General features: G+C 58.9%; 17 protein-coding genes. 6 read left to right on the plus strand and 11 right to left on the minus strand.

Annotated features, from left to right (window positions below):
* Positions 1 to 4: 4 nt before the first annotated feature.
* Entirely contained in the window at positions 5 to 2,422 is a 2,418-nt protein-coding gene (gene gyrB / locus SLW75_RS18770; RefSeq protein WP_065988041.1) for a DNA topoisomerase (ATP-hydrolyzing) subunit B, read from the plus strand.
* Between the two features lie 65 nt (positions 2,423 to 2,487).
* Here the strand turns inward: gyrB and SLW75_RS18775 are convergent, their stop codons facing one another.
* From SLW75_RS18775 to SLW75_RS18785, 3 genes are all read right to left on the minus strand, one after another.
* On the minus strand, positions 2,488 to 2,841 hold the full coding sequence (locus SLW75_RS18775; protein WP_410935137.1) for a hypothetical protein: 354 nt from the start codon (positions 2,839 to 2,841) through the stop codon (positions 2,488 to 2,490).
* Positions 2,838 to 3,635, minus strand: a complete 798-nt coding sequence (locus SLW75_RS18780; protein ID WP_410935138.1) for an acyltransferase family protein — start codon at positions 3,633 to 3,635, stop codon at positions 2,838 to 2,840. Before SLW75_RS18780 ends, SLW75_RS18775 begins: the two co-directional genes overlap by 4 nt.
* Before the next feature lie 61 nt (positions 3,636 to 3,696).
* Positions 3,697 to 4,812 (minus strand): acyltransferase family protein, encoded by a 1,116-nt coding sequence (locus tag SLW75_RS18785; RefSeq protein ID WP_410935139.1) that lies wholly within the window; start codon positions 4,810 to 4,812, stop codon positions 3,697 to 3,699.
* Positions 4,813 to 5,153: 341 nt separating this feature from the next.
* Here SLW75_RS18785 and SLW75_RS18790 point away from each other — a divergent pair, with 341 nt between their 5' ends.
* Positions 5,154 to 6,341 carry an MFS transporter gene (locus SLW75_RS18790; RefSeq protein WP_410935140.1) on the plus strand — a complete coding sequence of 396 codons (1,188 nt, stop codon included), beginning with the start codon at positions 5,154 to 5,156 and terminating at the stop codon, positions 6,339 to 6,341.
* 185 nt (positions 6,342 to 6,526) lie between these two features.
* Here the strand turns inward: SLW75_RS18790 and SLW75_RS18795 are convergent, their stop codons facing one another.
* The 4 genes from SLW75_RS18795 to glyQ are packed head-to-tail and all read right to left on the minus strand — an operon-like array spanning position 6,527 to position 10,922.
* Positions 6,527 to 7,297 carry a lysophospholipid acyltransferase family protein gene (locus SLW75_RS18795; RefSeq protein WP_296306702.1) on the minus strand — a complete coding sequence of 257 codons (771 nt, stop codon included), beginning with the start codon at positions 7,295 to 7,297 and terminating at the stop codon, positions 6,527 to 6,529.
* A gap of 57 nt (positions 7,298 to 7,354) precedes the next feature.
* Positions 7,355 to 7,912: a D-glycero-beta-D-manno-heptose 1,7-bisphosphate 7-phosphatase gene (gmhB, locus tag SLW75_RS18800; RefSeq protein WP_167355781.1), complete on the minus strand. Its 558-nt coding sequence runs from the start codon at positions 7,910 to 7,912 to the stop codon at positions 7,355 to 7,357.
* A gap of 11 nt (positions 7,913 to 7,923) precedes the next feature.
* The gene (glyS, locus tag SLW75_RS18805) at positions 7,924 to 9,978 is read right to left on the minus strand and encodes a glycine--tRNA ligase subunit beta (RefSeq protein ID WP_410929748.1); all 2,055 of its coding nucleotides are present in this window, start codon (positions 9,976 to 9,978) and stop codon (positions 7,924 to 7,926) included.
* The gene (glyQ, locus tag SLW75_RS18810) at positions 9,975 to 10,922 is read right to left on the minus strand and encodes a glycine--tRNA ligase subunit alpha (RefSeq protein WP_065988033.1); all 948 of its coding nucleotides are present in this window, start codon (positions 10,920 to 10,922) and stop codon (positions 9,975 to 9,977) included. Before glyQ ends, glyS begins: the two co-directional genes overlap by 4 nt.
* Before the next feature lie 82 nt (positions 10,923 to 11,004).
* On the opposite strand from glyQ, the gene SLW75_RS18815 reads away from it, so the two are divergent.
* Both SLW75_RS18815 and SLW75_RS18820 read left to right on the plus strand, forming a co-directional pair.
* On the plus strand, positions 11,005 to 11,577 hold the full coding sequence (locus SLW75_RS18815; protein ID WP_065988030.1) for a DNA-3-methyladenine glycosylase I: 573 nt from the start codon (positions 11,005 to 11,007) through the stop codon (positions 11,575 to 11,577).
* Between the two features lie 39 nt (positions 11,578 to 11,616).
* Positions 11,617 to 12,504: a lysophospholipid acyltransferase gene (locus SLW75_RS18820; RefSeq protein WP_065988029.1), complete on the plus strand. Its 888-nt coding sequence runs from the start codon at positions 11,617 to 11,619 to the stop codon at positions 12,502 to 12,504.
* 4 nt (positions 12,505 to 12,508) lie between these two features.
* Here the strand turns inward: SLW75_RS18820 and trkA are convergent, their stop codons facing one another.
* The 4 genes from trkA to def all read right to left on the minus strand — a co-directional run bounded on the left by trkA (position 12,509) and on the right by def (position 16,844).
* The gene (trkA, locus tag SLW75_RS18825) at positions 12,509 to 13,882 is read right to left on the minus strand and encodes a Trk system potassium transporter TrkA (RefSeq protein ID WP_172610176.1); all 1,374 of its coding nucleotides are present in this window, start codon (positions 13,880 to 13,882) and stop codon (positions 12,509 to 12,511) included.
* Positions 13,883 to 13,929: 47 nt separating this feature from the next.
* The gene (rsmB, locus tag SLW75_RS18830) at positions 13,930 to 15,249 is read right to left on the minus strand and encodes a 16S rRNA (cytosine(967)-C(5))-methyltransferase RsmB (protein WP_065988027.1); all 1,320 of its coding nucleotides are present in this window, start codon (positions 15,247 to 15,249) and stop codon (positions 13,930 to 13,932) included.
* A complete protein-coding gene (gene fmt / locus SLW75_RS18835) occupies positions 15,246 to 16,205 on the minus strand; it encodes a methionyl-tRNA formyltransferase (protein ID WP_369318184.1) in 960 nt (319 codons plus the stop codon). Before fmt ends, rsmB begins: the two co-directional genes overlap by 4 nt.
* A gap of 132 nt (positions 16,206 to 16,337) precedes the next feature.
* Entirely contained in the window at positions 16,338 to 16,844 is a 507-nt protein-coding gene (gene def, locus SLW75_RS18840) for a peptide deformylase (RefSeq protein WP_065988024.1), read from the minus strand.
* A 141-nt stretch (positions 16,845 to 16,985) separates the two neighbouring features.
* On the opposite strand from def, the gene SLW75_RS18845 reads away from it, so the two are divergent.
* Positions 16,986 to 18,011 carry a LysM peptidoglycan-binding domain-containing protein gene (locus tag SLW75_RS18845; protein WP_410935141.1) on the plus strand — a complete coding sequence of 342 codons (1,026 nt, stop codon included), beginning with the start codon at positions 16,986 to 16,988 and terminating at the stop codon, positions 18,009 to 18,011.
* A gap of 124 nt (positions 18,012 to 18,135) precedes the next feature.
* Positions 18,136 to 19,248 carry a DNA-processing protein DprA gene (gene dprA, locus SLW75_RS18850; protein ID WP_410935142.1) on the plus strand — a complete coding sequence of 371 codons (1,113 nt, stop codon included), beginning with the start codon at positions 18,136 to 18,138 and terminating at the stop codon, positions 19,246 to 19,248.
* Positions 19,249 to 19,252 lie beyond the last annotated feature (4 nt).

Genomic DNA, 19,252 nt, shown 5'->3' on the forward strand with positions numbered 1-19,252 from the left:
AGGCATGAGCGAAAACCAAACGTACGACTCGACCAGCATCAAAGTGCTGAAAGGGCTCGATGCCGTACGCAAGCGTCCTGGTATGTATATCGGCGACACAGACGATGGCAGCGGCCTCCACCATATGGTGTTTGAGGTTGTAGACAACTCGATCGATGAGGCATTGGCCGGTCACTGTGACGACATCAGCATCATCATTCACCCGGATGAATCGATCACTGTTCGCGATAACGGTCGTGGCATTCCGGTCGATGTGCATAAAGAAGAAGGCGTTTCCGCAGCCGAAGTCATCATGACTGTGTTGCACGCCGGCGGTAAGTTTGACGATAACTCCTACAAAGTATCCGGCGGTCTGCACGGTGTGGGCGTTTCAGTGGTGAACGCGCTGTCTGAGGTGTTGAACCTGACTGTTCGCCGCAGTGGAAAAGTCTGGGAACAGACGTACGTCCACGGTGTTCCACAAGAGCCAATGCAAATCGTTGGTGAAAGTGATACCACGGGGACAGAGATTCACTTCAAGCCCTCCTCTGAAACCTTCAAGAACATTCACTTTAGCTGGGACATTCTCGCCAAGCGCATTCGTGAGCTGTCGTTCCTCAACTCCGGTGTGGGTATCGTTCTTAAAGACGAGCGCAGCGGCAAAGAAGAGCTGTTCAAGTATGAAGGCGGTCTGCGCGCATTCGTCGAGTACCTGAATACCAACAAGACGCCTGTGAATCAGGTCTTCCACTTCAACATCCAGCGTGAAGATGGCATAGGCGTTGAAATTGCCCTGCAGTGGAATGACAGCTTCAACGAGAACCTGTTGTGCTTCACCAACAACATTCCACAGCGCGACGGTGGTACCCACCTCGTCGGCTTCCGCTCTGCGCTGACTCGGAACCTGAACAACTACATTGAGCAGGAAGGTCTGGCCAAGAAGCATAAGGTCGCCACCACCGGTGACGATGCGCGTGAAGGCCTGACAGCGATCATTTCCGTCAAAGTCCCCGACCCTAAGTTCAGCTCCCAAACGAAAGACAAGCTGGTGTCTTCAGAAGTGAAGACTGCGGTTGAGCAGGAGATGGGCAAGTATTTCTCTGACTTCCTGCTCGAGAACCCGAACGAAGCAAAAGCCGTCGTCGGCAAGATGATCGATGCAGCGCGTGCCCGTGAAGCTGCGCGTAAAGCACGTGAAATGACCCGTCGCAAGGGCGCGCTGGATATCGCAGGCCTGCCCGGCAAACTGGCCGACTGCCAGGAAAAGGACCCTGCCCTTTCCGAGTTGTACCTCGTGGAAGGTGACTCTGCTGGCGGTTCCGCCAAGCAGGGACGTAACCGTAAGACCCAGGCCATCCTGCCACTCAAGGGCAAGATCCTGAACGTGGAGAAGGCGCGCTTCGACAAGATGATCTCATCTCAGGAAGTGGGCACGTTGATCACGGCGCTGGGCTGCGGCATTGGCCGTGACGAGTACAACATCGAAAAGCTGCGCTACCACAACATCATCATCATGACCGATGCTGACGTCGACGGTTCGCACATCCGTACCCTGTTGCTGACTTTCTTCTTCCGTCAGTTGCCGGAGCTGGTTGAACGCGGTTACATCTACATTGCTCAACCGCCGTTGTACAAGGTGAAGAAAGGCAAGCAAGAGCAGTACATCAAAGACGACGATGCCATGGAAGAGTACATGACTCAGTCGGCCCTTGAAGATGCGAGCCTGCACCTGAACGAATCGGCGCCTGGCATTTCTGGCGCAGCGTTGGAGAAACTGGTTCACGACTTCCGCATGGTCATGAAGACCCTGAAGCGTCTGTCCCGTTTGTACCCGCAAGAGCTGACCGAGCACTTCGTTTATCTGCCGGCTGTGCCAATGGAGCAGTTGTCGGATCATGCGGCCATGCAAGAGTGGCTGGCGAAGTTTGATGAGCGCCTGCGGGTGGGTGAGAAGTCCGGGTTGGTCTACAAGGCCAGCTTGCGTGAAGACCGCGAGCGTAACGTATGGCTGCCAGAGGTCGAGCTGATCTCCCACGGCCTGTCCAACTACGTGACGTTCAACCGCGATTTCTTCGGCAGCAATGACTACAAGACAGTCACTGCACTCGGTGCTCAGATCAGCACGTTGCTGGAAGAAGGCGCTTACGTTCAACGTGGTGAACGCAAGAAAGCGGTTACCGAGTTCAAGGAAGCACTGGCCTGGTTAATGGCAGAGAGCACCAAGCGCCATACCATTCAGCGCTATAAAGGTCTCGGTGAGATGAACCCTGATCAGTTGTGGGAAACCACGATGGACCCAAGCGTGCGACGCATGCTCAAGGTGACGATCGAAGACGCCATCGGCGCTGATCAGATTTTCAACACACTGATGGGTGACGCCGTCGAACCGCGCCGTGACTTCATCGAAGCCAACGCACTGGCAGTGTCGAACCTGGACTTCTAAGGTTCACCCGTAAATAAAACAGCCCCAACGATGTGAATCGATTGGGGCTGTTTTCGTTTAGGCATTCAGCTCACTGTTTTAATCGGACTGATCGGCGCTGGGTTCCGCCCTCTCCTGCTCAACCGTTTGCCCCATTCGATACCGCGCAGTTCAATGAACCGATGGCTGATAGCGGATATACCCACGATGACGATTAACAGACCGATGAGCACGGAGTGGTCAGCTGCTGCATTGTGAAAGGAAAGCAATGGACCTGGGGCGGCAGCAGCATAAGTCACGATCGTGAAGCCGGTGACTTTCCCTATTAGAAGCATGGCGAGGGTGAAGGCGAAGAGAACCATCGCATGAGTCATGTAGATCGAGTACGACAGCGTGCCCAATTTCTCGAATGGGCTAGCCTTCAGCAACGTCGAGATCACCCCCCCTCAAAGGAGAAAATCAACATAAGCACGCAGAACACTACCATCAGGATGATCTGCTTATGATCAATGTCACTCACCAGCAAGCTCACTGCCAAACAGATGCCGACAAGTTCCAGGACGGTGTGCAGCCAGCGCGCCATGGTTTTGTTGTGGATAACTTGATAGAGCTGGTAAGTCATCAGACCTGCAAAGAAACAAGACAGCCCCTGCAGTGCGGGCTCCATCAGATAGGCAAGTCCCAACGACAAGCACACACTAGCGATCAATGAAGTCATGAGAAATATCGCCATGGCGAAGCGCGGGGTACACAGAAGTATCCCCGCGAATATCATGTAGATGTAGTACTCGACACTGATGCTCCACGCCGGAAAGTTGAACGACTGAGGGTTGAATCCCGGCCACCAGGATTGCAACAGCAGCAGATTGGGGATGATTTCCTGAGGCGCTCGCTGCCCGGTGAAGCTGGCTTGATTGAAAGTTATACCGGCATGCTCGGCGCCCATCTTCACGACCTCCAATGCGATGGCAAACAGGAGCACGAAGACGTGCAGTGGATACAGCCGGAAGGTGCGAGTAATGAAGAACTGCCTGAACTGATCGGTCGTGGCCAGTCGCTGGCCGTAGGTGTGGACCATGACAAAGCCGCTCAGGACGAAGAAGAAGCTCACCAGGTAATGAGCATTTCTGAAGAACGCCCATTCGCCAAAGCTCAGTGGCATGTGGATGTGATAGACCGCAACGCTGAGTGCACAGATGCCCCTGAATCCGTCCAGCACTTGAAATCTCTTCATCGCGAACTCCCTGTTGAATCCATGCTGAATGCGTTTAGATCCGCCCTCTGGGCGTAGGTCATCATGCGTTACCTTTCCCGGTCGTGTTCCAACGAGTTTTCATGTGGTCCAAGCGACTGCTTAAGCGCTTGGCAAGCTCACGGCGCCGGGCCATGGATGGCCTTTCGATGAAGTGCCAAGAGAATATGGCCGCCAGTAACACCAGTGGGAAGGCGAGCAGCATCAGACTGCCAGGGCCGAGGCCTTTGAACAGGTGGGCAATTATTTCCTGAATCGGGAAGGCATAGATATAAACCCCGTACGAGTAATCGCCCAGCTGGTTGTAACGGTCTATCGCGGGCTGGGCTGCATACCCGAGGTAGAAGATCAGATACGTCCAGGCCAGTACAAAGCACTCGAAGAAATATCCTGTGCGCCACGTGCAGGCGGCTAATACGACAAAAGGCAGGAGGCCGATAAATCGATGCTCGATGTGCTGACGATAGCGGTAGAAGGACATGCCGAGCACAAACGGCAAGCTCCACGTGAAGAAAGATTCGGTGCCGTAGAAGTCACTGACCAGAGCGCTGTTCAGCATCAAGGCTTTGAACGAGACGTAAAGGGCGGCATAGCACATGACAAAGCCGGCGAATTTCCGGCCTTCACTGAAGAGGGAGAATGTCCCAAGCGCGCCGACCAGAAGGTAGAGGGCCACCTCATAAAAGAGTGTCCACAGCGAGCCGTTGATGCCGGGCCAAGGGTTGTTCTGGAACAGACCAGGCAGCTGAAACTTCATGCTGAACAGCGTCAGGTTGTGGGCGAGATAGCCGTATGTTTCCCCTGACCTGAAATATTCTGACGCACTCAGTGTCGTAAGCAGGGGGCCGATCAGAAATACGCTCAGCAGCAGCACAAGTATCAATCCAGGAAAGATGCGCAGAAACCGGGCGGTGAAAAAATCCATCGTGCTGTCCGCCCGATCGCGGCTAAGCGAAATAAAAAAGCCGGAGATGCAGAAGAACGTAATCACCGCCACGTCACCAAGGGACAGTCCGATCCAGTCAGAGAGCGGCTCAACCGCATCATGCCCAAGTGCAAGAGGGTAACTGTGGGAAATCAATACCGCCGTGGCGGCAAGCATTCTGATCAGGTTGAAGTGGTTGTTTCGTCTGGACGCCAGGTCACCCAACGTATTCATACTGCCTCCGCGCTCGGTCAGGGTCGTACCGGTTCGATCCATTCACCGCTGTGACGCTCACGCCGTCGGGGACGCGCGATACCGAGAGGGTTGGAAATGGTTTTTGAGCTTGAACGATACACTGGGGGCGCTGCACGTCTAATTGGCATCTCCAATCGGGACGCGGATTACCTGCATGCCTTGTCAGCCAATAATTTGGCCATGAAACTCGATCGATAGCTTTTGTTGGGCGAGACTGTGTCGTTGCGCGCTAATTGACCGATGACTGCCCAAAACACCCGGATACCTGTCGATCAAACCGTTGCATCAGGACAGATGTAAGACAAAGGAGCCTCATTCATATGTCGATTCGTAAATACCAAAGAGTGCTGGCTATCCCTCGAGTGTTGCCTGCCACATTGTTCATGTTCGTCGCAGGCCTGCCGCTGACCATCATGGGCCTCACCCTGAGCCTGCATGTGCTCAACGAAATGGGTGGCAGTTATTTTGATGCAGGCGTGGTGGGGACGGCGACCGCACTTGGCTTCGCGGTGGGCTCTCCCCTCCTCGGTCGAATGATTGACCGTCACGGCCTGCGCCCGGTGGTGGCCGTATGCGGAACACTGTCGACTCTCGCCTGGATACTGCTGCCCATGGTGAGCTATTGGCTTTACGTGCTTCTGGCGTTTGTGGCCGGGCTGTTTACCGTGCCGACAGGATCGCTAGCCCGGCAGTTCGTCGCCAGCCTGGTTCCGGAAGATCAGCGCCGGCCTGCGTACTCGCTCAACATGATGCTTATGGAGCTTTCATTCGTCATCGGGCCCGCCAGCGGTATTCTGTTGATCACTACCTATTCGGCGACAGCCACTCTGGCGGGCATAGGCCTTTGGCGAGCGCTCTCCTACGTCGTGCTCTATGTGTTGAATTGGCCCACGCGCAATGTGGACGAGGTTGCAGCGAATCCGGATCGTGTCCGACCCAAACTCCGCACATGGATGAGCGGCCGCTTATTGGCCGTCATGTTTGTCAGTGCGGGGGCGTTATTCGTGCTGTATGGCACCGAGTTGGCACTCATTGCTGTGCTGCGCGCCAGCGATCAGCTCGCCTTTACCGGGTATGTCATCGCCGCAATGTCTATCGCGTCCATCGTGGGCGGGTATGTCCACGGTGTTGTCCACCTGTCGTGGTCACAGATGAAACTTGCCCTGGCAATGAGCCTGCTGCTGCTTCCCGTGGTGTTCTTTGATGACGTCTGGTGGTGGCTGATGCTCGCGCTGTTGCCCACTAATCTGCTGTGCACGCCGACGCTGGCTGCAGGCTCGGAAGCGGTTGCCAAGCTGGCGCCTTCCAGCGTGAGAGGTGAAGTGATGGGGCTGCACGATTCGGCTTATCGAATAGGCCAGACACTGTCCGCGCCGATGGTGGGATTCGCGATCGACAGTGTTTCCCCCGCCATGGGATTCGTCGCAGCCGCGTGCGGAGGGATTGTATTGGTGGGTATGGGGGCGCTCTGCAACCTGAGAATATCGGCGCCGGCCAGAACGGCTTGATTCACACCACGGTCTTGGCTGCACAGGCTCAAGACCGGGTTTTTTCAAGTCAGTGGGGAACGGTAAAGAAAAAACTTATGCACGCATCGGCCGCGCTAAGTGCTGGAAGAAATAAGTATTTAAATTAACGAGTTAGCACCGAATTTTTCGAATTTCGATTTATTCGTGCACAGGTTATCCACAATTCATGCCGGTGATTTCTCTGGGGTTGGCGCAGGTACTGCGGGCGACCCCAAATCACGCTGGGTTTGCTCGTTCCACGCCGACACGCGATCGTTCAGCGCAGCGATTGCGCGTGGGCCAGTGCCCTCTGCGTACATCGGTTTGCCAATCACGACTTCAATGGTGCCCGGCTTCTTACCCCACCCCTCTTTCGGCCAATAGCGGCCGGCATTATGGGAGATAGGCAGGACGGGCAAGTCCGCGTTTACTGCCAGCGCCGAACCGCTGCGCGAGAACTTTCCGATCTGGCCGTAAGGTACGCGTGTGCCTTCAGGGAAGATCAGCACCCAGACCCGATCTTTAAGCAGCTCATCGCCTTTCTTCGCGACAACCTTCAGCGCCGCCTTGGGATTGTTGCGATCAATGGCGATGGGACGCAGCATCGCCATGGCCCAGCCGAAGAACGGCACGTACAGCAGCTCCCGCTTGAGCACCTGGCTCAAAGGCTGAAAGTGGGCCGAGAGAAAAAACGTCTCCCACGTGCTCTGGTGATTAGAGACGATCACGCAGGGTGTGTCGGGGATGTTTTCCTGGCCGGTGATGCTGACCTTGATGTTGAGGAACACGCGAGTCAGCCATAGGGCGCAGCGGCACCAGTAAACATTGATGAAACGATAGCGGAGACGGAACGGCAGGAAAGGTGCAATAAAGAAACTCAGCGAACACCACAGCAGGGCGGTAGTGCCCAGCAGCAGGTAAAAGAAGAAAATCCTGATGGCCTGCACAATCGACATAGCTGCTTTTACCGTTACGGGGCAATTGCCCGAATTGAGCGAGCCGTTGAAGAGCTGTCAGCCGTTCAACGGGGCGCTGTTGTGAATAAGTTCGGCGGCGACCGCCGCCAGATCGTCAAAAACCAACGTGCCTGCGGGTAATGCACCGCTTCGCGTCTTCTGACCTTTGCCAGTCATGACCAGAACAGGTTGTGAATCGACGGCCACCGCCGCCTCCAGGTCACCCTTGCTGTCGCCCACAAACCACACGCCGCGTAAATCCACGGCGTAATGGCGGGCAATGGTCTTCAGCATGCCCGGTTTTGGCTTGCGGCAATCGCAGCCCGCGTCCGGGCCGTGAGGGCAATAAACAACCAGTCCGACCTCGCCGCCCTCCTCCGCCACGAGTTCACGCAAGCGTGCGTGCATGGCATCGAGGGTGGCCAGATCGTAGTAACCGCGAGCGATGCCGGACTGGTTGGTGGCCACTGCCACCGTCCAGCCGGCCTTGCTCAGTTGCGCAATAGCCTCGATAGAGCCAGGAATCGGAACCCACTCTTCGACCGACTTGATGTAGGCGTCGGAATCCTGGTTGATCACCCCGTCCCTATCGAGAATCAGCAACTTCACTGGCATGCGCTCCGCCGTCAGCTCAACAAGGAGATGTCGGCAACGCCGAGGAAGAGATTGCGCAGACGGGCGAGCAAGGCGTAACGGTTGGCTCGCACGCCAGCGTCTTCCGCATTGACCATCACTGCCTCGAAAAAGGCATCTACAGGCTCGCGAAGTGCCGCAAGACGCGTCAGCGCTTCGTTGTACTGACGGCTCGCAGACATCGGCGCTACCGCCTGATCTGCCTGCTGAATGGCCGAGTACAGCGAGAACTCGTTGGCGTTATCGAAGTACTTCGGCTCGACGGTCTGGGCGATGTTGCCGTCCGCCTTGCTCAGCAGATTGGAAACCCGCTTGTTCACGGCGGCCAGTGCTGCAGCCTCAGGCAATTTGCGGAAGGCCTGGACAGCCTGAACACGTTGATCGAAGTCCAGAGCCGAAGCGGGCTGCAAGGCGCGCACCGACAGGTAGACCGAAACGTCGACGCCTTCGTCTTCATAGCGCGCGCGCAGACGATCGAAGATGAATTCGAGCACCTGTTCCGGCAGACCGGCAGGTTTGATCTTCACACCGAACTGAGCGACGGCAAACTGCACGGTTTTGACCAGATCGAGATCCAGCTTCTTCTCGATCAGGATGCGCAGGATGCCGAGGGCAGCCCGGCGCAGTGCGTACGGGTCTTTGCTGCCGGTCGGCAGCATGCCGATGCCGAAGATGCCCACAAGTGTGTCGAGCTTGTCAGCGATGGCAACTGCGGCGCCGGTCAACGTGCCTGGCAATTCAGCGCCAGCCCCGCGCGGCATGTATTGCTCGTTCAACGCCAGTGCGACGTCTTCGGGTTCGCCGTCGGCCAAGGCGTAGTAGTAGCCTGCAACGCCCTGCATCTCCGGGAACTCGCCGACCATCTCGGTCGCCAGGTCGCACTTGGACAGCAAACCTGCACGCGCGGCGCGCTGGGCATCGCCGCCAATGCGGGGCGCGATGAACGCGGCCAGCTTGGAAACGCGCTCGGCCTTGTCGAACACCGTGCCCAATTGCGCCTGGAACACCACGTTCTGCAGGCGCTGGTTGAAGGTCTCCAGCTTTTGCTTCTTGTCCTGCTTGAAGAAGAACTCGGCGTCGGTCAGACGCGGGCGAACGACCTTCTCGTTACCGTGGACGATCTGGGACGGGTCCTTGCTGTCGATGTTAGCGACCGTAATGAAGCGCGGCAGCAGCTTGCCGTCGGCATCCAGCAGGCAGAAGTACTTCTGGTTGTCCTGCATCGTGGTGATGAGGGCTTCCTGCGGCACTTCAAGGAAACGTTCCTCGAACGAGCACACCAGCGGCACCGGCCACTCGACCAGCGCAGTCACTTCATCAAGCAATGCCGGCGGCACGATGGCGGTGCCTTCGTGTTGCGTGGCGAGCTCTTCGACGCGCTTGCTGATCAACTGACGACGCTCGTTGAAATCCGCGAGCACGTGGGCCGCGCGCAAGTCGCTGGCGTAATTGGCAGGGGACGAAATGCGCACGCTGTCCGGATGATGGAAGCGATGGCCACGGGATTCACGGCCGGACGTCTGGGCAAGAATGGTGCAGTCGACGACTTGATCGCCGAACAGCATCACCAGCCACTGGGTCGGACGCACGAACTCTTCCTTGCGCGCCCCCCAGCGCATGCGCTTCGGAATCGGCAGGTCGTTCAGCGAATCTTCAATGATCGTCGGCAGCAGGCTCAACGTTGGCTTGCCAGGGATGCTCTGGCTGTAGCGCAGCTTCGGGCCGCTCTGATCGATTTCGCTCAGGTCAACACCGCACTTCTTGGCGAAACCCAGGGCAGCCTGGGTCGGATTGCCTTCGGCATCGAACGCTGCCTGGCGTGGCGGGCCGTCCAGGTTGACGCTGCGATCCGGCTGCTCGGTGGCGAGCTGAGTAATCAGCACGGCGAGACGGCGTGGCGCGGCATAGACCTGCTTGGCGCTGTAGGTCAGACCGGCAGCCTGCAGGCCTTTTTCGATACCGGCCATGAACGCATCAGCCAGGGTATTCAATGCTTTGGGTGGCAGTTCTTCGGTGCCCAGTTCAACCAGAAAATCTTGAGCACTCATTGCGCAGCCTCCAGCTTGGCCAACACTTCATCGCGAATATCGGGTGCGGCCATCGGGAAGCCGAGCTTGGCCCGGGCCATCAGGTACGCCTGGGCCACGGAGCGAGCCAGGGTGCGGACGCGCAGAATGTACTGCTGACGCGCCGTCACGGAAATCGCGCGACGGGCATCCAGCAAGTTAAAGGTGTGAGAGGCTTTGAGGACCATTTCGTAGCTCGGCAATGGCAGCTCCACTTCGATCAGGCGCACGGCTTCGCTTTCATAGAAATCGAACAGCTCGAACAGTTTGTCGACGTTGGCGTGCTCGAAGTTGTAGGTCGATTGCTCCACTTCGTTCTGATGGAACACATCGCCGTAGGTGACTTTGCCGAACGGGCCGTCAGTCCAGACCAGGTCGTAGACCGACTCGACGCCTTGGAGGTACATCGCCAAACGCTCGAGGCCGTAGGTGATTTCACCCGTGACCGGGTAGCACTCGATGCCGCCGACTTGTTGGAAATAGGTGAATTGCGACACTTCCATGCCGTTCAGCCAGATCTCCCAACCCAGGCCCCAGGCGCCGAGGGTGGGTGACTCCCAGTTGTCTTCGACAAAGCGGACGTCGTGCACGAGCGGGTCAAGGCCCACGTGCTTCAGCGAGCCAAGGTACAGCTCCTGGAAGTTGTCCGGGTTGGGCTTGAGGACGACCTGGAATTGATAGTAGTGCTGCAGGCGATTCGGGTTCTCGCCATAACGGCCATCGGTAGGACGACGGCTCGGTTGTACGTAGGCGGCGTTCCAGGTTTCCGGGCCGATGGCGCGCAGAAACGTAGCGGTGTGGAAAGTGCCGGCGCCCACTTCCATATCGTAGGGCTGAAGTACCACACAACCTTGCTCAGCCCAGTATTGCTGGAGGGCGAGGATCAAGTCTTGGAAGGTACGCACGGCTGGCGTAGGCTGGCTCACGAAATTCACCTGTACTGGGGGGCTGCGATTTAAAGAGCGGGAGTATACCCGATTCGGCCGCGCCTCCACCCTTGGGAGCCCTATGCCACGCTGCTTTTGGTGCAACGAAGATCCGCTTTACATGGACTACCACGATCAAGAGTGGGGTGTGCCGTTGCGCGATGCGCAGATGCTGTTCGAGTTCCTGTTGCTCGAAGGGTTCCAGGCCGGACTGTCGTGGATCACCATCCTGAAAAAGCGTGAGCGCTACCGCGAAGTGATGTTCGGCTTCGACGTCCAGCGCATCGCTGCGATGACCGATGCTGAAGTCGAAGCGCTGATGCTGGAGCCCGGCATTGTGCGCAACCGTCTCAAACTCAATGCCGCGCGCAAGAACGCCCTGGCCTGGCTACGGCTGGAGGACCCGGTTGCGTTCGTCTGGTCATTCGTCGGCGGCAAGCCAAAGGTCAATCACTTCAAGGACCGCAGCGAAGTCCCGGCCATTACGCCCGAGGCCGAAGCGATGAGCAAAGCGCTGAAGAAAGCCGGCTTCACCTTCGTCGGCCCGACGATCTGTTACGCCTACATGCAGGCCACCGGAATGGTGATGGATCATACGGTTGACTGTGATCGATACGCCGAGCTGGCGGGTGATGTGGATAATCGGCTCCCATGAACGGTTACAATGGCCGCCTCATGTATTCGGGAGTGATCTGTGGATAAGTTCAAAGGCGCCTTGATGGTTGGGGCATTGCGCCTGTTTGCCCTGTTGCCGTGGCGCGCAGTGCAATGGGTCGGCACCTGCATCGGCTGGCTGATGTGGAAGTTGCCTAACCGGTCCCGCGACGTCGCGCGCATCAACCTGTCCAAGTGCTTCCCCGAACTGAGCCCTGAAGAGCTCGAAGCACTGGTCGGCCGCAGTCTGATGGACATCGGCAAGACCCTGACCGAGAGCGCCTGCGCGTGGATCTGGCCGGCGCAGAAGTCGATCAATCTGGTTCGCGAAGTCGAAGGGCTTCAGGTGTTGAAAGATGCCCTGGCGTCGGGCAAGGGCGTCGTCGGTATCACCAGCCATCTGGGCAACTGGGAAGTGCTCAACCACTTCTACTGCAGCCAGTGCAAACCGATCATTTTCTACCGGCCACCCAAGCTCAAGGCCGTGGACGATCTGCTGCGCAAGCAGCGCGTCCAGTTGGGTAACCGCGTTGCAGCCTCGACCAAGGAAGGCATTCTCAGCGTCATCAAGGAAGTGCGCAAAGGCGGCGCCGTCGGCATTCCGGCGGACCCGGAACCCGCTGAGTCGGCAGGCATATTCGTGCCCTTCTGCGGAACAATGGCGCTGACCAGCAAGTTCGTACCGAACATGCTGGCGGGCGGCAAAGCCGTTGGCGTGTTCCTCCACGCGATGCGTCTGGAGGATGGTTCTGGCTACAAAGTCGTACTCGAAGCCGCGCCGGACGACATGTACAGCACCGACACCGCAACGTCGGCAGCTGCCATGAGCAAGGTGGTTGAAAAGTACGTGCGAGCCTACCCAAGCCAATACATGTGGACCATGAAGCGCTTCAAGAAACGCCCCGAAGGTGAGAAGCGCTGGTATTGAGCCTCTAGAAAAAGCTCAAGCCCACCTGAAACAGCCGCTCCACGTCGCGGATGTACTTTTTATCCACAAGGAACATGACCACGTGGTCGCCCGATTCGATCACGGTGCTGTCATGGGCGATGATCACTTGGTCGGCGCGTGTGATGGCGCCGATGGTCGTGCCGGGCGGCAAGTTGATGTGCATGATGGCTTTGCCAATCACCTTGCTGGATTTGGCATCGCCATGGGCGACGATCTCGATGGCTTCCGCCGCGCCCCGACGCAATGAATGCACGCTGACGATATCGCCGCGCCGTACGTGGGCCAGCAACGTACCGATGGTGGCGAGCTGAGGGCTGACGGCGACATCAATCTCTCCCCCTTGCACCAGATCGACATACGCCGGGTTGTTGATGATCGTCATCACCTTCTTCGCACCGAGACGTTTGGCCAGCAACGACGACATGATGTTTGCCTCGTCGTCGTTGGTCAGCGCCAGAAACAGGTCGGCGTTATCGATGTTCTCTTCCACGAGCAGGTCGCGATCCGAAGAGCTGCCTTGCAGGATGACCGTGTTGTTCAGCGTGTCTGAGAGGTGACGGCATCGGGCGGGGTTCATCTCGATGATCTTGACTTGGTAGCGGTTCTCGATGGCTTCCGCCAGCCGCTCGCCAATCTGACCGCCGCCGGCAATCACGATGCGCTTGTAGCTCACATCCAGGCGACGCATCTCGCCCATGACGGCGCGAATATCCGCCTTGGCAGCGATGAAAAAGACCTCGTCGTCAGCCTCGATAACCGTATCGCCCTGGGGAATGATCGGGCGGTCGCGACGGAAAATAGCCGCAACGCGAGTCTCCACATTCGGCATGTGCGTGCGCAGTTGACGCAGCTGCTGGCCCACCAGAGGCCCGCCGTAGTACGCCTTGACCGCCACCATCTGCACCTTGCCGCCGGCGAAGTCGATGACTTGCAGGGCACTGGGGTATTCGATGAGCCGTTTGATGTAATGGGTCACCACTTGCTCAGGGCTGATCAGCACGTCCACGGGAATGGCGCCGTTGGCGAACAGGCCTGAGCGGGTCAGGTACGCCGACTCGCGAACACGGGCAATCTTGGTCGGGGTCTGAAACAGCGTGTAGGCGACTTGGCAGGCGACCATGTTGGTCTCGTCGCTGCTGGTCACGGCCACCAGCATGTCGGCGTCATCGGCGCCGGCCTGACGCAGTACGGTCGGGAACGAGCCGCGACCATGGACGGTACGGATATCGAGACGATCACCCAACGCTCGCAGACGATCCTGATCGGTGTCCACGACGGTGATGTCGTTGGCTTCGCTCGCCAAGTGCTCAGCCAGCGTACCGCCGACCTGCCCTGCGCCGAGAATGATGATCTTCAATCAGTCTCTCCTTGAAATGATGATTCCGTCATACCGGGCAATCGTCTTCACGCCGCCGCAATCTTGATCAGTTTGGCGTAGTAAAACCCGTCATGCCCGCCTTCCTGCGCCAGCAGCTGACGGCCGTGGGGCTGTTTCAGACCGGGCGGTGGCTTGCCTTGCTGACCGGCAATGTCCAGCTCCCGAGCACCCGACGTACGCGCCAGGAATGCAGCGATGACTTCGGTATTTTCAGTGGGCAGCGTCGAGCATGTGGCGTACAGCAAGATCCCGCCAACCTGCAGCGTCGGCCACAGCGCGTCGAGCAATTCGCCTTGCAGCGTTGCGAGGGGGGGAATGTCATCCGCCTGACGGGTCAGCTTGATGTCGGGGTGGCGACGAATCACGCCGGTTGCCGAGCACGGCGCGTCGAGCAGAATGCGCTGGAACGGTTTGCCGTCCCACCATAGGTCGGTGGCGCGGGCATCGGCGGCGATGAGTTCGGCACTCAGGCCCAGGCGATCAAGGTTCTCTTTGACCCGCACCATGCGCTTGGCTTCAAGATCCACTGCGACCACGCCCGCCAGGCCCGGTTGTACTTCCAGCAGATGGCAAGTTTTGCCACCCGGCGCGCAACAGGCGTCCAGCACACGTTGACCCGGCGCCAGCTCCAGCAAGTCGGCGGCCAGTTGCGCTGCCTCATCCTGAACGCTGATCCAGCCCTCGGCGAAACCCGGCAGTGAGCGAACATCGCCCGGTTCGGTGAGCACGATGCCGTCCTGGCTGAACGTGCTGGACGTTGCGCCGATGCCTGCGTCCAGCAACAGCTGAAGGTACTGCTCACGGGTTTTATGCCGGCGGTTGACCCGCAAAATCATCGGCGGGTGGGCGTTGTTCGCCGCACAAATCGCTTCCCAATGCTCAGGCCACGCGGCTTTCAACGCTTTTTGCAGCCAGCGTGGATGAGCGGTACGCACCACCGGATCGTGTTCCAGCTCCGTCAGCAATGCCTCGCCTTCCCGTTGAGCACGACGCAGCACAGCGTTGAGCAACGCTTTTGCCCACGGTTTTTTTAGCTTGTCAGCGCAGCCCACGGTTTCGCCGATAGCGGCGTGGGCAGGAATTCGCGAATAGAACAGCTGATACAGACCCACCAGCAATAAGGCCTGCACGTCGTTATCAGCGGTTTTAAATGGTTTCTGCAGCAGCTTGGCCGCCAGCGCGGACAGCCTTGGCTCCCAGCGCGCGGTGCCAAATGCCAGGTCCTGGGTCAGCCCGCGGTCGCGGTCTTCAACCTTGTCCAGTTGCGTGGGCAGAGAGCTGTTCAGAGATGCCTTGCCGCTCAGTACGGCAGCCAGTGCCTTGGCCGCGGCCAGACGCGGGTTCATTGCGCATCCACCGCTTGGCCGAGGACGGTGCCAACGGCGAACTTCTCGCGACGGCTGTTGAACAGGTCAGCGAAGCCCATAGGTTTGCCGCCCGGTAGTTGCAGACGGGTCAGACGCAGCGCGCCTTCACCGCACGCGACCAGCAGGCCGTCTTTGCTTGCGTCGATGATGCTGCCGGGCGTGCCCTCCCCGTCGGCGATCTGCGCGGCCAGCACTTTCAGTGATTCGCCCTTGAGCGTGGTGTGGCAGATCGGCCATGGGTTGAAGGCGCGTACCAGTCGCTCCAGCTCAACGGCCGGGCGGGTCCAGTCGATGCGTGCTTCGTCTTTGTTCAGTTTGTGCGCGTAAGTGGCGAGGCTGTCGTTCTGCACTTCGCCAACCAGCGTGCCGTCCGCCAGCCCTGCAATGGCTTGAATCACTGCAGGTGGGCCGAGCTCGGCAAGTCGATCGTGCAGCGTACCGCCGGTGTCGTCGCCTGTGATCGGGGTCGTCACCTTGAGCAGCATCGGGCCGGTGTCCAGGCCCGCTTCCATGCGCATGACCGTCACGCCGCTTTCGGCATCGCCCGCCTGCACCGCGCGCTGAATCGGCGCAGCACCGCGCCAGCGTGGCAGCAACGAGGCGTGACTGTTGATGCAGCCCAGACGCGGGATATCCAGCACGGTCTGCGGCAGGATCAAGCCATAGGCGACTACGACCAGCAGGTCCGGCTTTAACCCAGCCAGCTCGGCCTGGGCTTCGGGTGCGCGCAAGGTAGGCGGCTGCATGACAGGAATATTGTGCTGGAGGGCAAGCTGCTTGACCGGGCTGGGCATCAGCTTCTGACCACGACCGGCCGGGCGATCTGGCTGGGTGTACACCGCAATGACGTCATGGGGACTGTCGAGCAGGGCTTTCAAATGCTCGGCGGCGAATTCCGGGGTGCCGGCGAACACGATGCGCAGTGGCTCAGTCATGGGCTTCTCTTGAAGTAAGGCTGTAGAAACGCACTTGCCCGCGATGGCGTGGTGTCGGCCGACAAATGCGGCGGAGGACAGGTCGCTATCGCGGGCACTCGGGCTCCTACGGTAGAAAGTAGGATGGCGGGATCAGGCGTTTTGCTTGTGGAGTTTTTCCAGCTTTTTCTTGATCCGGTCGCGCTTGAGATTGGACAGGTAATCAACGAAGAGCTTGCCGTTCAGGTGGTCGCATTCGTGCTGGATGCACACGGCGAGCAGGCCCTCGGCGATGAATTCATAGGGCTGGCCATCACGGTCCAGCGCCTTGACCTTGACCCGTTGCGGGCGATCCACGTTCTCGTAGAAACCTGGAACAGACAGACAGCCTTCCTGGTACTGGTCCATCTCGTCGGTCAGCGGCTCGATCTCGGGGTTGATGAACACCCGCGGCTCGCTGCGATCTTCGGAGAGATCCATCACCACCACGCGCTTGTGTACGTTAACCTGCGACGCGGCCAGACCGATGCCGGGGGCTTCGTACATGGTTTCAAACATGTCGTCGACCAACTGGCGAATGCCGTCGTCCACTTCAGCCACCGGCTTGGCGATGGTGCGCAGGCGCGAATCGGGAAATTCGAGGATGTTTAGAATGGCCATATGCGTAAGGGATGCACTGTAGGGTAAAGTCAAAATCGGCTGCTAGGCTTGGGACGTCACAAGCTGCAGCCCTAGTAAAACGGGAAGTCTCGCAAGACTCAGCGTTTCACGCGAAGCCAACATGATAAAGGGATTCACCGCATGAGGAAATCACTACTCGCCCTGCTGCTGTTGGCCGCGACCGGCCTTGTCCAGGCGCAAGTACAGCTCAGGGATGGCCATCCACAGAGTTACACCGTCGTCGCCGGTGACACACTTTGGGACATTTCCGGAAAATTTCTCAATCAGCCCTGGAAGTGGCCGCAGCTCTGGCGCGCCAATCCACAGGTTCACGACCCTGATCTGATCTACCCCGGCGATACGCTCAATCTGATTTACGTCGATGGTCAGCCACGCATCGTGGTCAATCGCGGCGCGTCCCGGGGCACCATCAAATTGTCCCCGCGCGTGCGCAGTACGCCGATTGCCGAGGCGATTCCGACCATACCGCTGGGCGCAATCAATGCCTTTCTGTTGAACAACCGAATCATCGATAACGCCAGCCAGTTCGAAACCGCGCCCCATGTCGTGGCCGGTCCTGGCGAGCGGGTGCTCAGTGGCGCGGGTGACCGCATCTATGCGCGCGGACAGTTCGAGCCGAGCCATGTGGCGTACGGCATCTATCGCAAGGGCAAGACCTACGTCGATCCGGTCACCGGCGTGGTGCTGGGCATCAATGCCGATGACATCGGCAGCGGCGAAGTCATCGCCACGGAAGGTGATGTGGCGACGTTGCAAATGCAGCGTTCGACCCAGGAGGTGCGCCTTGGCGACCGCCTTTTTGTCAGCGAAGAGCGCCGAATCAATTCCACCTTTGTCCCCAGCGAACCTCAGCAGCCAGTCGACGGCAACATCATCGACGTGCCTCGGGGCGTGACCCAGATCGGCGAGTTCGACGTGGTGACCATCGACCGTGGCCGGCTCGATGGCTTGGCCGAAGGCAACGTGTTGGCGATCTACAAGACCGGTGAGACGGTGCGCGACCGGGTCAACGGTGATCAAGTCAAAATTCCCGACGAGCGTTCAGGACTGCTGATGGTCTTTCGCACGTACGAGCGATTGAGCTACGGCATGGTGCTGCACGCAACTCGATCTCTGGCGGTGCAGGACAAAGTCCGCAATCCGTAATGCTATGTATCAGCTGTAACTCACTTTTCTCCACCGGCATGCTTCACTTATCAAATTGTTGTTAACAGACTTATCCACAGCTTGGTTCACTGAATAGGGTGGACCACGGATCAAGGAAGATCACATGCCGTTGTTGGAAAAGGCCGTTCAGTCGCCGGCCGAGCTGGAAGCACGCTTGCGTTTGCATCGGCTGCCGGAAGTCGGTCCAAAACGTTTCCACACCCTCATCGATGCGTTCGGCAGCGCCGGCGCGGCATTGAGTGCGCCGGCTTCAGCGTGGCGATCTTTACGTCTGCCGGCGGCCAGTGCCGAGGCCCGTCGCAGCCCCGAAGTACGCGACGGCGCCAGCGCGGCACTGGCCTGGTTAGAGCGTCCGGGCCAGCATTTGCTGATGTGGGACGACCCTGACTACCCCGCGTTGCTGGCAGAAATCCCTGATCCGCCGCCCCTGCTTTTCATCGCCGGAAACCGCGCTTTGCTTGATCGTCCGCAGCTGGGAATGGTGGGCAGTCGACGCGCGTCCAAGCCCGGACTCGACACCGCTGCAGCGTTCGCGCGGAGCCTGGCAGGTGCCGGTTTTGTCATCACCAGCGGGTTGGCGCTGGGTATCGACGGCGCCGCGCATCAAGGTGCGCTGGACGTAAAAGGCGGGACAATCGGCGTGCTGGGCACGGGCATCGAAAAACTTTATCCACAGCGGCATCGCCAGCTTGCAGCGCGCATGGTGGCCGACGGCGGCGCGGTGATTTCCGAGCTGCCACTGGACGCAGGTCCCCACGCCAGCAACTTTCCCCGGCGCAATCGAATCATCAGCGGTTTGTCCCTAGGTGTGCTGGTGGTCGAGGCCAGCGTCGCCAGCGGATCGCTGATCACGGCACGTCTTGCCGCCGAGCAGGGCCGTGAGGTCTACGCCATTCCCGGCTCGATCCATCATCCGGGTGCCAGGGGGTGTCACCAGTTGATCCGTGAAGGGGCGGTGCTAGTGGAAACCATCGACCACATTCTTGAAGCGCTGCAGGGCTGGAAAAACATTGCGCCGAGCCATGAGGTCGTTGATAAGCCGTCGACGCCGCTCCATCCGCTGCTCGCCCTATTGCACGCAGCGCCGCAAACCGGCGAGGCGCTGGCCCACAACAGCGGTTGGCCTTTGCCCAAAGTCCTGGCGGCGCTGACCGAGCTGGAACTCGACAGCAGCGTGGCTTGCGAAGCCGGGCGATGGTTTGCCCGGGCACGCTGAGGTT

Source organism: Pseudomonas sp. W5-01 (assembly GCF_046540435.1).
GTDB classification, from domain to species: domain Bacteria; phylum Pseudomonadota; class Gammaproteobacteria; order Pseudomonadales; family Pseudomonadaceae; genus Aquipseudomonas; species Aquipseudomonas graminis_B.

Bases quoted from the DNA above. Each gene is read 5' to 3' on its own strand.
- gyrB (WP_065988041.1), top strand. From the start codon at position 5: ATGAGCGAAAACCAAACGTACGACTCGACCAGCATCAAAGTGCTGAAA.
- SLW75_RS18780 (WP_410935138.1), bottom strand. From the start codon at position 3,635: ATGAAGAGATTTCAAGTGCTGGACGGATTCAGGGGCATCTGTGCACTC.
- SLW75_RS18785 (WP_410935139.1), bottom strand. From the start codon at position 4,812: ATGAATACGTTGGGTGACCTGGCGTCCAGACGAAACAACCACTTCAAC.
- SLW75_RS18790 (WP_410935140.1), top strand. From the start codon at position 5,154: ATGTCGATTCGTAAATACCAAAGAGTGCTGGCTATCCCTCGAGTGTTG.
- SLW75_RS18795 (WP_296306702.1), bottom strand. From the start codon at position 7,297: ATGTCGATTGTGCAGGCCATCAGGATTTTCTTCTTTTACCTGCTGCTG.
- gmhB (WP_167355781.1), bottom strand. From the start codon at position 7,912: ATGCCAGTGAAGTTGCTGATTCTCGATAGGGACGGGGTGATCAACCAG.
- glyS (WP_410929748.1), bottom strand. From the start codon at position 9,978: ATGAGTGCTCAAGATTTTCTGGTTGAACTGGGCACCGAAGAACTGCCA.
- SLW75_RS18815 (WP_065988030.1), top strand. From the start codon at position 11,005: ATGCCACGCTGCTTTTGGTGCAACGAAGATCCGCTTTACATGGACTAC.
- rsmB (WP_065988027.1), bottom strand. From the start codon at position 15,249: ATGAACCCGCGTCTGGCCGCGGCCAAGGCACTGGCTGCCGTACTGAGC.
- fmt (WP_369318184.1), bottom strand. From the start codon at position 16,205: ATGACTGAGCCACTGCGCATCGTGTTCGCCGGCACCCCGGAATTCGCC.
- def (WP_065988024.1), bottom strand. From the start codon at position 16,844: ATGGCCATTCTAAACATCCTCGAATTTCCCGATTCGCGCCTGCGCACC.
- SLW75_RS18845 (WP_410935141.1), top strand. From the start codon at position 16,986: ATGAGGAAATCACTACTCGCCCTGCTGCTGTTGGCCGCGACCGGCCTT.
- dprA (WP_410935142.1), top strand. From the start codon at position 18,136: ATGCCGTTGTTGGAAAAGGCCGTTCAGTCGCCGGCCGAGCTGGAAGCA.